At 45.2% G+C, this 14,103-nt stretch carries 11 protein-coding genes and 1 pseudogene; 5 read left to right on the top strand and 7 right to left on the bottom strand.

The annotated features are described in order from the left end of the window. Positions 1-1,329 (top strand): EAL domain-containing protein (locus Q0389_RS04365; RefSeq protein WP_298692000.1); only part of this gene is annotated, 1,329 nt, incomplete at its 5' end. Here Q0389_RS04365 and Q0389_RS04360 read toward each other — a convergent pair. Further along, positions 1,326-2,096, bottom strand: a complete 771-nt coding sequence (locus Q0389_RS04360) for a GGDEF domain-containing protein (RefSeq protein WP_298691998.1) — start codon at positions 2,094-2,096, stop codon at positions 1,326-1,328. The genes Q0389_RS04365 and Q0389_RS04360 overlap by 4 nt on opposite strands. Positions 2,097-2,346: 250 nt before the next feature. Here Q0389_RS04360 and Q0389_RS04355 point away from each other — a divergent pair, with 250 nt between their 5' ends. Further along, positions 2,347-4,449: a diguanylate cyclase gene (locus Q0389_RS04355; protein ID WP_298691997.1), complete on the top strand. Its 2,103-nt coding sequence runs from the start codon at positions 2,347-2,349 to the stop codon at positions 4,447-4,449. A 5-nt stretch (positions 4,450-4,454) separates the two neighbouring features. On the opposite strand, the gene Q0389_RS04350 is transcribed toward Q0389_RS04355, so the two are convergent. The 3 genes from Q0389_RS04350 to Q0389_RS04340 are packed head-to-tail and all read right to left on the bottom strand — an operon-like array spanning position 4,455 to position 10,623. Continuing rightward, complete coding sequence (locus Q0389_RS04350) at positions 4,455-7,496, bottom strand: EAL domain-containing protein (RefSeq protein ID WP_298691995.1); 3,042 nt, start codon at positions 7,494-7,496, stop codon at positions 4,455-4,457. Position 7,497: 1 nt separating this feature from the next. Then, positions 7,498-10,029, bottom strand: coding sequence for an EAL domain-containing protein (locus Q0389_RS04345; protein ID WP_298691993.1), 2,532 nt, complete (start codon positions 10,027-10,029; stop codon positions 7,498-7,500). Between the two features lie 51 nt (positions 10,030-10,080). After that, the gene (locus Q0389_RS04340; protein WP_298691991.1) at positions 10,081-10,623 is read right to left on the bottom strand and encodes a hypothetical protein; all 543 of its coding nucleotides are present in this window, start codon (positions 10,621-10,623) and stop codon (positions 10,081-10,083) included. Positions 10,624-10,750: 127 nt separating this feature from the next. On the opposite strand from Q0389_RS04340, the gene Q0389_RS04335 reads away from it, so the two are divergent. Both Q0389_RS04335 and Q0389_RS04330 read left to right on the top strand, forming a co-directional pair. Continuing rightward, entirely contained in the window at positions 10,751-10,978 is a 228-nt protein-coding gene (locus Q0389_RS04335) for a hypothetical protein (protein ID WP_298691989.1), read from the top strand. A gap of 11 nt (positions 10,979-10,989) precedes the next feature. Next, positions 10,990-11,202 carry a hypothetical protein gene (locus Q0389_RS04330; protein WP_298691987.1) on the top strand — a complete coding sequence of 71 codons (213 nt, stop codon included), beginning with the start codon at positions 10,990-10,992 and terminating at the stop codon, positions 11,200-11,202. A gap of 23 nt (positions 11,203-11,225) precedes the next feature. On the opposite strand, the gene Q0389_RS04325 is transcribed toward Q0389_RS04330, so the two are convergent. Further along, on the bottom strand, positions 11,226-11,411 hold the full coding sequence (locus Q0389_RS04325) for a hypothetical protein (RefSeq protein ID WP_298691985.1): 186 nt from the start codon (positions 11,409-11,411) through the stop codon (positions 11,226-11,228). 75 nt (positions 11,412-11,486) lie between these two features. Beyond that, positions 11,487-12,296, bottom strand: coding sequence for a hypothetical protein (locus Q0389_RS04320; protein WP_298691983.1), 810 nt, complete (start codon positions 12,294-12,296; stop codon positions 11,487-11,489). A gap of 120 nt (positions 12,297-12,416) precedes the next feature. On the opposite strand from Q0389_RS04320, the gene Q0389_RS04315 reads away from it, so the two are divergent. After that, positions 12,417-13,781 (top strand): TIGR00341 family protein, encoded by a 1,365-nt coding sequence (locus Q0389_RS04315; RefSeq protein WP_298691981.1) that lies wholly within the window; start codon positions 12,417-12,419, stop codon positions 13,779-13,781. Positions 13,782-13,790: 9 nt separating this feature from the next. On the opposite strand, the pseudogene Q0389_RS04310 reads toward Q0389_RS04315, so the two are convergent. After that, positions 13,791-14,103 (bottom strand): annotated as a pseudogene (locus Q0389_RS04310) (acetate kinase); the annotation flags it as partial.

Here is a 14,103-nt window from a genome sequence, read left to right as displayed (position 1 = left end):
GATTATATGGCACATTATGATGCCCTCACGTCGCTGCCCAACCGTACCCTTTTGGGAGACCGTCTGAGTATGGCAATCTCGCGGGCAAAACGGAACCGAAGCCTGATGGCTGTTTGTTTTATCGATTTGGACGGATTTAAACCGATTAATGATCTTTATGGGCATAAAGCGGGCGACAATGTCCTCATCAGTATCGCACAACGGCTCAAAGATGAGGTACGCGGGGATGATACCGTTGCACGGATAGGGGGGGACGAATTTGTTGTTCTACTCAATGATCTTGACAGTATCCATAATCTGGAGGATATTCTCAACCGTTTTTTGGAATCGGTAAAATCGCCTTATATCATCGCACAAAACAGTGTGCAGGTCTCCGCAAGCATCGGTGTCGCTCTGACATCTTCGGGGGATATCGAAGCCGACATTTTACTGCGCCGGGCGGATCAGGCGATGTATCTTGCCAAGCAGATGGGACGGGATCAGTACCATATTTTCGATGTCGAACGTGATGAATCGATCAAAGAGCATCACGATATGCTCAAAGAGATGCAAAAAGGGCTTAATAACGGAGAATTTGAGCTGTATTATCAGCCGAAAGTCAATATGCTCAGCGGTGAAGTTTTTGCGGCGGAAGGGTTGATACGATGGAATCATCCCGAAAAAGGGCTTCTCTCTCCGGCGGTTTTTTTGCCGGCACTTAAAGGTCACCCTTTGGGAATAACGTTTGATTATTGGGCAATCAATCAGGCGATGGGGCAGTGTCTGCAATGGCACGAACAAGGATGCACGATCATAGTCAGCGTCAATATTACCGGAGAGACGCTGCTCAATCCCCATTTTATACAGGAACTGCGTCTTTTGGTAAGCAAGTTCCCCGATTTTAAACCGGAGTATTTGACGTTCGAGGTATTGGAAACGGCAATGCTGGAAGATATAACGCATGCCAAATCGATTTTCAATCAATGTCTTGATATGGGATTTAGGCTTTCGTTGGATGATTTCGGAACGGGATATTCGTCTTTGACCTATTTGCGTCATTTTCCGATCCATAATGTCAAAATCGATCAATCGTTTGTCAAAGATATTTTGACGGAGGAGGAAGATCTCTCACTTGTTGAGAGTATCATCGGTTTAAGCAAAGTATTCCATAAAGCGGTGATTGCGGAAGGGGTCGAGAGCGAAGCGATCGGTTGCAAATTGATCGAGATGGGGTGTTTTTTAGCGCAGGGATATGCGATTGCGAGGCCGATGAAACGTGACGCGATAGTACCGTGGATCAGACAATATCAGCCGTTTGCATCCTGGAAAAAAGCGATTATCGGCGTTTAAGACGATTTTTTGTGTTTGTACATCGCTTTGTCGGCAGCTTCGATCACATGGGGAATATCGGCTCCGCGGGTAAAAGGGGCGATTCCGTAAGCGAAACTGATTTTAAAAGAGTTTTTTTCAACTTTGAAATGGATTTTATCAAAATATTGGAGCAGTTTCGAAAGCTTTGAATCGATATCGCGTGAAGAGGTACCGGCATCGAATATAATGAGAAACTCGTCGCCTCCGTAGCGGACAACCCGTCCCCCCGTTTCTTTGAGTTTTAAAGCGATATGGATTAAAACTTTGTCACCGACGACGTGGCCGTACGTATCGTTAATCTCTTTGAATTTATTCAAATCGACCATGGCGATCGTGCCGCTTTCGCGCAATGTAATGTGATCGTGTTCCAATACGGTATCTTCAAACCATTTGCGGTTATAGCTTTTGGTGAGGCTGTCTTCGTAAACGAATTTTTGAAGTTCTTGAATCTCTTCTTGAAGTTTGCGTGTTTCGGATAAGACGGCTTGCAAAATCAGCTTGTCCTGTGTTTCGATCGCTAAGATCGCCTGATCGGCGCAGTTGGAGAGGGTAATGATGTGACGGACGATTTTTTCGTCCAGCATTTCATTGGTCAACAGTTCGTCCGGTTTCAGTTCGATATTGCGCAAATGGGCTTTTTCAGAGTAAAGCTTTCCGTAATAGGCCGGAAAAACGACTTTAATCTCTTTGATCGCTTCTTTGACTTCTCGGGTGATTTCAATATGTTCTTCGTGCAAATTTTTCATCTTTATCCGTTAGTGCTATGAACTGCCATTCATTATTGTATTCTAGCGCTATTTTTCGCTTCTCTCGCTTAGCTTCCGATGAATTTTAATTTCTAGTAGCTTTTTAAAGGGTGTATGCTTCTATTATTCTCTTATAAAAGTACTAAAACCATGATAATCTATCATGAAAAACAGGTTTTTCGAAAAATTAAATTAATTTATATTCATTCAAGTTTGAAAATGCGATGATAAGGGCTCTAAAGGAGTTGCAATGGCTCTCAAGAATAAAATAACCGTACTTCGACGAACCGTCTTATTGTTGATCGCCGTATCGATCGTAACGTTTGCCGTCCTCATTTCCGCCACGATGCAAATCCGAGAAACGATCCGTGCAAACGGATTGTCGCAAATGAATACGATTCTATCCCATAAAATGGAGAATATAGATACTTACGTAAAATGCAAATACATTGCAATAAATAATCTGATTCATCTGTTCAATTTTACATCGAACGACTCTCAATTGTTTACGGAGGAGTTTTGGGAACGCCCCTCTTTGAGTCTGAGAAATACCCTTTCCGTTTTTGCCGATGAAAATGAGTTTTACGATATGTTTGTTATCAATTCTTCGGGCAATATCGTCTATACGGTTAAAAAAGAGAGTGATAACGGTACCAATTTGTTGAACGGACCGTATGCCGATAGTGAGCTGAGCCGTGTTTTTCGGGATGCTATGAAAGATCATGAAACGTATATCTCCGATTACAAATATTATTCCCCGAGCCATGATTACGCCGCATTTATGGCAAAACCGATCATCAGAAACGGTAAAATCATCGGAGTATTGGCGGCGCAGATCGATAACAAATCGATTCAAAAGATTCTTAACGACTATTCTGAACTGGGGAATTCAGGAAAGGTTTTTGCCGTTGTGATGAACGGGAACAAACTGATGAGTATGGCACCGATCCGCCATACCCCGATCGGCTCATACGACTTTCTGGACGCTGATCGGACAAAAATGTTAAACAATGCTTTTACGAAAACGTTCGGACAACAATATATCAAAAATGCAACGGGGAGAGATGTCGCGATAGCCTGGGGATACGAGCCGCAGTTGCATTGGAAAATAGCGGTCAGTATTAATGAATCCGAATTACTGGATGAATGGTACAAACAGACCGTTTCACTGGGTGTATTGTTCGTCATGGGGGTTGTCATCGTCATTATGCTGGTGGTTGCGGGCTTTCGATCGTTGTTCCGACCGATACAGGAACTGACCTATAATGCGGTCAAAATGTCGAACGGAGATTATAGGGTTCAGTTCAAAACAGAAAAATACGATTTGGAATGGCAGATTCTAATGGATGCTTTTAACCGGATGTCATCCGATATATACGATAAACTGATGCAGCTTCGCGACCAAAATACACTGCTGATCAATCAAAAAAGCGAGATTGAAAAACTCAATCAGACGTTGGAAGCTAAAATTGTACAAAAATCCAAAAAACTGCAAGAGTATATTAATATCGTCGATCAGCATGTAATCACGTCTCAAACCGATGCAAACGGGCTGATTATTTATGCGTCAGTCGCCTTTTGCGAAATCAGCGGATATACGAAAGAAGAACTGATCGGTAAAAATCATCGAATCATACGCCATCCCGATATGCCGGATTCACTATTTAAAGAGATGTGGGAAACGATAACTGCCGGAAAAATATGGCGCGGAGAGATTAAGAATCTCAAATCCGACGGAGGGTATTATTGGGTAGATACGATGATCTCACCGAACATCGAAGATGGTAAAATCGTCGGTTATACGGCGGTTCGACATGATATTACATATCAGAAAATAGTAGAAGACCTGGCGATCACCGACGGATTGACGGGACTGTTCAACCGCCGTCATTACGCCCAAGTGATTCAAGAAGAGATGAATCGAGTCAACCGACACAGCTATTCGATAGCCTTAATGATGCTCGACGTCGATAACTTCAAACTGTATAACGATACGTACGGGCATGCGGCCGGCGATACGATATTGATCAAAATCAGTGAAATACTCCGTTCGTATACATTGCGAAGCGGAGAATACGCTTTCAGGCTCGGAGGAGAGGAATTCGGCATCCTTTTAAGCAACATGAGCCGAGACGAATATTATGCGCTGGCCAACCGGATATGCTCGGCGGTCGAAAATTTACATCTTCCGCATGCTCAAAACACGGCGGGAGAATATGTGACGGTTTCTATCGGGATTGCGGTATACGAGTCTCAAAGTGCAATGTCGTGCGATGATATCTACAAAGAGGCCGATAAACAGCTCTACCTTGCCAAAGAAAACGGACGTAACCGCGTAATGATCGGCGAGTGAGGAGTTTACGCCTGTAAGAGTACGGTGATATCGTCGGCAGAGATCGGTTTGTAGTAATAGAATCCTTGTATGGAATCGACTTCATGCGTTTTTAGAAACGCTTTCTCTTCCGTGCTTTCGACCCCTTCGGCCAGAACGCTCATGCCCAACCCCTTCGCCAAAGCGATGATGGTTTTAACGATGGTCTGATTTTTCGGCTCATGAGTGATGTTTCGGATAAAAGAGATATCGATTTTGAGCTTGTCGATCGGAAGATTTTTAAGGTAAGAGAGGGAGGAATACCCCGTTCCGAAATCGTCGATGGAGATTTTGAACCCTTTGCTTTTGATAACTTGCAGCATCGAAATCATTTTTTCGGGTTGTTCAAGAATGGAGCTTTCGGTAATTTCGAGTTCGATATAAGAGGGACTACAGCCGGTTTGACGAATGACGGTGTCGAGAGTATTCATGAAATTATGATGCATCAGTTGGCGGGCCGAGACGTTGATGGCGACGTGTCCGTGGAGAATCCCCTGATTTGCCCACGCGACTGCCGCTTTACATCCTTCGTACAAGACGAATTCGCCGATCTCGACGATGAGCCCCGTCTCTTCGGCAATAGGGATGAATTGTCCCGGAGAGATTGCCCCTTGGGGGGTAAACCACCGGATCAATGCTTCAAGTCCGATGATTTTTTCTGTTTTAACATCGATTTGCGGTTGATAGTAGAGGCTTAATCCGTGGTTTTGGAGCGCTTTTTTGAGATTTGTCGTCAAAATCGTACGGCTGAGGGCATTTGCCGTAAGCTCATTTTGATAAAAACTGTAGGTATTCTTCCCTTTGCGCTTGGCTTCGTACATTGCCGCATCGGCATTTTGGAGCAATTCTTCGCTTGTGGAAGCATCTGAGGGGTAGACGGCGATACCGATACTGGCGGTAATATAGATCTCGACCTGATTGACGTAAAACGGCTGATTCAGTCGATGGATCAGAGTTTCAAGATGCGATAAAAGTGTATCGGTATCATGAGGGAGAAGCGTGACGAACTCATCTCCTCCCGTACGGACGATAAAGGTGCTTTCCGGCATAACCGACTGCAGAAGCCGGGTGAATTGGATGAGAATCTGATCTCCGAAACGATGCCCGTATGAGTCATTGATGACCTTAAAACCGTCCAAATCGAGGAAGATTAATGCAAAGGTGTGATTGGGACGAGCAATTTGCTCTTGCAGATACTCTACCAAGTACAAACGGTTCGGCAAATCGGTCAGAGGATCATGATAGGCCATATAGTTAAAACGTTCTTTTTCCTGAATCAGATTGTTTTGGTGGATTTTTTGAATCGTTATGTCTTCGAAGGTGATGACGGAACCGATCAGAGTACCGTTTTCATGGATAGGGGCAACGGTGACATTGACGGGAAAGACCGATTTGTCTTTCCGTATGAAAACCTCTTCCAGGGTTGTGCTGCCACCTGTCCGTATCGCCTGAACGATCGGACATTCGTCGATAGGATAATCGGCATCGACAAAATGGTTATGGTGAAAGAGGGTATGGGGGATTTTCCCGAGGACTTCCGACTCGCTCCACCCCAGTAGCTGCATTCCGGCAGCATTGATGTATGTACATCGGTTATCCGTATCGACGGCATAAACCCCTTCGGCGATATTTTGAAAGATAATATTATGACGTAACAGTTCTGCATGGATACGTTTTTGCTCGGTGATATCTCGGGAGGAGGCAAAAAAATAGCGTTTGTTATCGATCATAATCGATTTAGCATTGATTTCGACATCGATGATCGTTCCGTCTTTTCGTGTATGCCGGGTTTCAAAAGTGGTTCGATTCTGGATAATCTGTTCGGTTAGAGAGGATATTTCATCGGAACTGAAATGGTGATCCCAATCCTCTAAGGAGAGTTCGGACATCTCTTCGCGTGTGTATCCGAGCATCGAAGCAAACGAGTCGCTGAAAAGGATAAGGTTACCCTCTTGATCATGTACATGGATGCCGTCACCTGCCGTTGCCATAATCGTTTCGATTTGTTTGGAGTGTTTTACCAGAGTGCGCGAAGAGAAGAAATAGTAGAGGGTGAACAATCCGCTTCCAAAAGCGATTAAGGCAAAAAAACCGATGACGATGAGACTGTTTTCTTTGACGAATTCGAGAAAAGTAGGAGAGCGGTCAAAGGGATAGACATGGAATTTTTCCATAAGTGTCCGAACCCCTTGATAGGAGAGGGGGATACTGAATTCATGAAAGTCTTTGGATGCATCGGTGTGGATATGATATAAAGCGACGGTAAAGGCTTTAATCGTTTGAACATCGGGCCTATCGGTCGATGCAACGGCCCATTCGGGATAGAGCCGTGTGGAATGCAGATAAGGAAAACCGATGTCGTTACGTGCTCCGATAACTTTCAATTCTCCCGGTTTTAGAAGCCCGTTTTCGGTCATCTCTTCGATGTATCCGGTTCGGACAAAAGCAACGTCCGCCCGATGTTCGCGTAAAGCGGTGATCACTTTTTCAGTCGGTTGGCCGCTGTAAACCATGCGGCACTCTTTGATAATGTCGATTCCCGCTTCCATGAGAGTCTCTTGCTCCATCAGCATTGCGGCTGTTCCCTCTTTATGCGTGGTAACGATCGTTTTGCCGCGAACGTCTTTGAGGGTGGCGATATCTTTGCGTGATGCGAGGGTGACGATAACTCCTCCGTATTGTATCAGATGCTCTCCGTTCGGTTTGGTTTGCCGAATCAGTGAAGCGATATTCGTAATCCCGTATTTATATTCCATTTCGATAAATGCGGCAGGGTGGACGATAACAAAATCAAGACGGTTCTGTGCGACAAGCCGTTCGATCTCCGAGAGAGAACCGGAGGTTAAATTTAGTTCGAGATTGGAATTGTAAGCGTGTACTTCATCGGCCAAAGGCTGCCATATTTTTTGATTTTGATCGATCGGACGAAAAGAGATGATACCGACATCGAGTTTTTGCGTTTTACCGGATAAAAGTGTCAGAGACCCCAATTGCAGTAAAAGGATAAATGAGAAGAGGATTGATTTCATATTAGCAGAAGGTCCCTTTGCCGATATGGGGAGAGAGCTCATTTTTACGGATCAGGAGATCGTGCAACGTCTCTTTGCTGATAGGATGGTAATAGTAAAATCCCTGTACCGAATCGATACCGTGGTCGGATAAAAATTGGAGTTCTTCGGAACTTTCGACACCCTCGGCCAGAGCACACATTCCCAGCCCTTTAGCCAGGGCAATGATCGTTTTGACAATAGATTGGTTTTTCGGTTCGTGGGTAATGTTCCGGATAAACGAAATATCGATTTTAAGCTTATCGACCGGAAGGTTTTTCAGATAAGAGAGCGACGAATATCCGGTTCCGAAATCGTCGATTGATATTTTGAACCCTTGATTTTTAATTTTCTCCAGTAAAACAATCATCTTGTCGGGATATTCGAGGATAGAGCTTTCGGTGATCTCAAGTTCGATCCATTCCGGATTACACGCGGTTTTTTGAAGAAGGGTAACCAGCTGATTGAAAAAATTGGGATGGGTAAGCTGCCGTGCGGAGACATTGATAGCGAGCCGTCCGGGTAAAATTCCCATATCGGCCCACTGTTGGGCCGCTGAAAAGCCCTGTTCCAAAATAAAAGCACCGAGTTCTACGATCAATCCCCTCTCTTCGGCGATAGGGATAAAGAGGGTAGGCGGAATCATTTTTTCATCATGAATCCACCGCACTAGTGCTTCGATCCCGATTATGCGGTTCGTTTGTGGGTCGATTTGGGGTTGATAGTGCAGCAGCAAATCGTGGTTCGCGATCGCTTTTTTGAGATTTGTAGCGATGATGGTTTTTTCCAAAATATCTTTGGTGAGGATTTTGTCAAAAAAGCTATAGGTATTTTTACCTGATCTTTTGGCATTGTACATAGCGGCATCGGCATTTTTCAGAATATCTTCGGGGGTGTCGGCATCTTCGGGATAAAAAGAGATACCGATACTGGCAGTGATATACACTTCGGTCCCATCTATTAAAAACGGTAATGAGAGCCTTTCGACTAATTTGCCGATCGTTATTTTAATCTTTTCGCGTTCCGTAGTCGATGTCAGAATGACAAATTCGTCTCCGCCGCTTCGGACAAGGAAGGCATGAGAGGTACAAATATCATGGAGAAGCTGTGTAAAATGTATCAGCAATGCATCTCCGAACGGGTGTCCGTAGGAATCATTGATCTCTTTGAAGCCGTCCAAGTCGAGAAATAATAAGGCAAACGGCTGACTCGGCGTACGTCCCATTTTGTTTTTAAGGGTTTCTAAGAGGCTGAACCGGTTCGGTAAATCGGTAAGAGGATCGTGGTGCGCCATATAATCGAAGCGTTCTTTTTCTTCGATAATAAATGCTTGGCTTGCCCGTTGCTGGGTTATATCTTCAAACGTGATCACTGAGCCGATCAGCGTCTCCTGAAGCCTAATCGGGGAAACGCTGACCGATACAGGGAAAATATTCCCCTCTTTAGAGATAAAGTGGTCTTCTATACGAACCTGTTTTCCGGAAAGAACGGCGTCATTTATCAAACAGGTACTCCCGGTTTCGTCATCGGTATGATGATGGAAAATATCGTGAGGCTTCTGGCCTAACACCTCTTCTTCGGTCATTTGCAATAGATGAAGTGCGGCATTGTTGATATAGGTACAGCGGTTTTGGGTATCGACGGCATAAACCCCTTCGGCAAGGTTTTCGAAGATGGTTTTATGCTGGAGGAGGTTGATTTCGGCATTTTTGCGTTCGGTGATGTCTCTGGAGATACCGAACAATCCGAGCAACTCTCCCGATTCACGGAATAAAGGTCCCTTTGTCGCCCAATAGTATTTGCTCTCGCCGTTGATGGCGGTAAGGTGCTCTTCGATATCTTTGATGGTTTTGGATTCCAGAATCGAGCGGTCGATTTCACGCAGCGCATCTGCCGCTTCGGAAGAGAAGAGTGCTTTATCGGTTTTTCCGATAACTTCGGCTGCCGGGATACCGACCAGTTTTGCCGCCCCTTCGTTGAACAAAATATATTTGCCCTCCCTGTCTTTGGCAAAAATGGCATCGGGGGAGCTGTTAATGATGGTTTCTAACAGTACATGCTGCTCATCGAGTTTGATCTGGGCCAGTTTTTGGACGGTAATATCCTGCATCACTCCTCGTACGGAGACTACCCGACCGTTGTCTACTATAGGATTTCCGGTAGTTCTGACCCATTTATGTACCCCTTTAGCGGAGATGATCTCCAGCTCGAGATCGTAAGGTAACGCATTTTTAATCGCGTCGTGAACGGCTTTGGCAATAATAGGTTTGGAGTTTTCGGTATAAAATCCGATCCCTTTTTGAACGTCGATCTCCGTATCGATATCTAAATCATGAATACGGGCAACTTCGGCAGTCCATCTCCCTTTTAGTGTGATCGGATCGATCTCCCACCCCCCGACTTTTGCCATTTGGCTGGTACGCTCGAGAATCTCTTCTTGGTTTTTAAGTGCTTGAAGCGCTTTTTTTTCAGCGGAAACATCTGAAGCGATGACGATGATTTCACCCGCATGCAAACTGTAAATCGAAAAACTGAACCATTTGTCGACGGCTTTGAGGTAATGTTCTCATCTGCGCGATTTTCCGCTGGAAGCCACTTCGCCGAATACGTCAAGTGTTTCGGAATTGTCCCGTGCGTAATTGGGAATCAATTCACTCATTTTTCGTCCGACGGGGTCTTTTATTCCGGTTACCGATTCAAAGATGGGATTGACACGCAAAAATTCATAATCGACCGGGGTAGTATCCGCGTAAATCATCCGGCAATAAGCAACGGAATCAAGCATATTGTCAAAGAGCGCATGGTACATCTGCTCTGTTTGCTCCAAAGATTCACGAAGCCGATTTTGGGTCTCCAGGGCTTCGATCTCTTTTGCGTACTCTTTTGCCTGTACGTGTAAAAAACGCAAAACCATAAAATAGAGGAGAATGCTGGTGGCAAAAACGTAAAAAACTCCTTTATACGTCTGCAAAAGGTTTGGATTGAGGTTGTTTTGAGAGAGGAGTTCGACGGCATTATCGGAAAATAAAATCCATAACGTCCCGAATACAAAATAGACAAAAGCGGTTACGAAGGCGCGTTGAGTACAGAAAGCCTCTTTTGTCTTCATTCAAGTTTCCTCGGTGTTACAGTGGACACTGACTATTATAACACAGATTGACGAGGGAAACGGTTGATACTTCGTTTCTGGAATGTTCTATGCAGATAGGTAACAATTACTTGAAAAGGATATGAGCATGGAACACCACGTAGTTATTGAAAAACTGTGCAGCTGCGCGAAAAAAGAGGGCTTCTCCCAAATCGCCTCATTTGAAACGAAAGATTCGGCTCATGAAGCCGCACAAACGCAGTTGGCGTATATGCAAGGGAACTTTTGCGGTAAACACGAGTTTCAATTGGTGGAAGTGAATGACAATTTTGTCATCGGTATGGTAGGCGGCTGCGGCTGTAAATCGGATCACTAGAGGAGAAAATTATGGAATATCATGTTGTTGTAGAAAAAATGTGCAAATGCGCAATCCGAAAAAATATGCCTCAGATTAAGACTTTTGATGACAAAGAAAATGCGATGCGGATCGCGCGTGCATGGGCACAAGAGTTAAATGAAAGTTTTTGCGGTCAGCATGCGTTCGGTGTGGTTGAAGTGGATGATAACTTTGTCATCACCGTCGGTGAAGAGAGCTATTGAGCAATCCTGATTCAGGATTGCCCTCAAGCCCGGATATCGAGTGTTTGACCGATACCGGTCACTGCGGATCCGGATACACTATTAGATGATGCAGAAGCCGCTCCGGCGCTTTCGAGTAACTTCATTACCCCTTCGCCTTGCGTCTCCATTGCTTTTTTCATCGCATAGATTTCCGGACCCATACCCGATGTTGAACTAATCGAATCCATGGTCTTTCCTCCCTAATATGGAGTGTAACTATATCGGCATAATCAGCAATTTTTTAAGAAAAAATGGCGTAATAATCAGCGGGTCGTTTCAGTGATATCGAGCTGAGTCGCCAAATCGGCATAGATACGTGCTTTGGCGATATTTTGGCGGTGTGTGTCGGCACTGTTTTCCAAGGATGCGATTTTTTGGCTCAGCTGTGCGAGACGGGCATTGATAGAGGTTTTACTTTCGTTTATTTTGACTTTATCGTCTTGCGTGCTTTGCATTCCGACCAGGGATTTGGCCTGATTGAGATAATTACCTGTCGAATCCGCGGCATTGGAAAGAGTTTGCGCCGTAGCGGCGATCATCGCAGCGGATGAAGATATTTTGTGCAGCGCGATTTGAAGATCGCGTGCATCCGCCATCATGCGGGTATCGGCATACATAGCGAGTTTTGCCAGTTCTGAGGGAGTTGCGGTGTCGGGAGAGAGTTTGGCGAAACTTTTCAAAAAGTATGCCGAGCTTTGGCGATAACGGTCGAGCGCGACGCCGGCGGTATTGAGATGGAGCAGGGTATTAGAGAACAGTTTGGTGGCGTTGGAGACTTCTCCCGCATATGGGATCGGCAGAAAACGGATTGCATTGGAGAGATAAACGCTCGATTGGATCATTTGGGCATAATTATTGACGGTATTTTTCATCGCATTGATAAAAAGATCGAAATCGTTCATGGTCTTCGTATCTTCTTGGAGCAGTGCGGCGACACGCGAAAGGGAATTATAGCTATAGCGTGAGAGCTGTTCGGATGATAAACATGCGCTTGATGACGCTTCTTTAGGTGCAGGTTGCGGTGTACAGCCGCTGAGTAAGAGTAAAAGGATCGGTATCATCAGCCGTAACATTATGGTTTCCTTTTTAAATGCGAGTATAGCATATGATGATGAAATAGGGACAGAGCGGGTATAATCGAGGAGGGATTATTATTAATTCGGTAAAAGAATGATAAGAGCAGGAGAGAACGGATGAATACGATGCAGGAACATCGGGTATGGATCAACCTCAAGGAGATCATTCGTGAACGGTTGAGTTTGACCGACGATAAAGCCGAGGATGAGGTCATCGACGAGCGGATTCGCGGCGATATCCACATGAAAGGGAGTAATCTATGGATTTTGATGTTTGCGATTTTCGTCGCTTCCATCGGTCTGAACGTCAACTCCACGGCAGTTATTATCGGGGCGATGTTGATCTCGCCGCTGATGGGGCCGATTATGGGGATCGGATACGGAGCCGGGATCAACGATTTTGCTCTTATCCGGCGCGCATTCAAAAATCTCTTCGTTGCAACGATTATCGCGCTGTTGACCTCCACGCTCTATTTTTTGATCTCTCCTCTGGATACGGCACAATCGGAGTTATTGGCGCGAACGACACCGACGGCTTGGGATGTTCTGATCGGATTTTTCGGCGGCTTGGCCGGTATCGTCGGTGCGACGCGTAAAGAAAAAAGCAACGTTATCCCCGGTGTCGCCATCGCAACGGCATTAATGCCGCCTTTGTGTACTGCAGGATTCGGATTGGCGACGGGGCATTGGAACTATTTTTTCGGCGCCTTTTATCTCTATACGATTAATTTCGTTTTTATTGCCCTCTCGTCGTTTATCGTCGTACGGGTATTCAGCGTCGCCGAAAAAAAATACGTCGATCCTGATGTAGCGAAAAGAGCCCAGCGCTATATTGCCGTCATTGTTGTTTTGACCATGTTGCCAAGTTCTTATCTGGCGTATCAGCTTGTTGGAGAAGAGGTGTTCAAAGCCAAAGCGAACAGTTTTGTGAACGAACAGCTCAATTTTAAAAACACCAATGTCGCTCAGGTCAAAATCGATCCGCATACGCAATTGATCAAAGTTTTTCTGATCGGTGATCACGTACCCCAAAGCGAATTGAACAATATCAGCAACCGTTTAACGAGTGCGGGGCTTGAAAATGCCAAACTCAAAGTCTATCAAAACGGTGAGCGGGAAAATTTGGACGTTTCGACACTCAAAGCGGATATTGTGACGGAGTTGTACAAAAACTCGCAAGCGGCATTGGAGACTAAAGAGGAACAGATTGAAAAGCTCAAAAAAGATGCCGCCTTGATCAATATCAACCGTGAACATTTCAGCGCGGTTCCCAAAGAACTCGAAGCGCTGTTTCCGAAAGTCAAAGATGTCCTCCTCTCTCAAAGCTACGATCCGGGCGCGGCCGAGCATAATCTCAGCAAATATCGGCTGGTACTCAATGCCAATGCTCCGAAACGGTTGACGAAGCAAGAAAAGGTACAAATCGAAGAGTGGCTGAAAATCCGGACTAAAAACAATAATGTCGTGATTTATATCCGCTAAGATCCGATTTTAGGGGTGTAGATTCAGGAGTTGCTGAACATCGATGGCGATTTGCAGCTCTTCGTTGGTAGGGATCACGAGGAGGGCGACACGGCTGTCTGTATGATGTATCGCTTGAACTCCGGCATTGTTTTTTTCCGGGTCGATTACGATCCCCAGATGTTCGAGATCCTGACAGACTAAAGTGCGGATATCAGCCGCATGTTCGCCGATTCCCCCTGTAAAAATGATCGCATCTACCCCTTGCATCGTCGCCATAAAGGCACCGAGCTGCTTTTTGAGCCGATAGGCGAACATCTCTACGGCTAGAATCGCGTTTTCG

Source organism: uncultured Sulfuricurvum sp., from assembly GCF_937936435.1.
Taxonomy (GTDB): Bacteria; Campylobacterota; Campylobacteria; order Campylobacterales; family Sulfurimonadaceae; genus Sulfuricurvum.
This window is presented reverse-complemented; position numbering and strand designations above follow the sequence as displayed.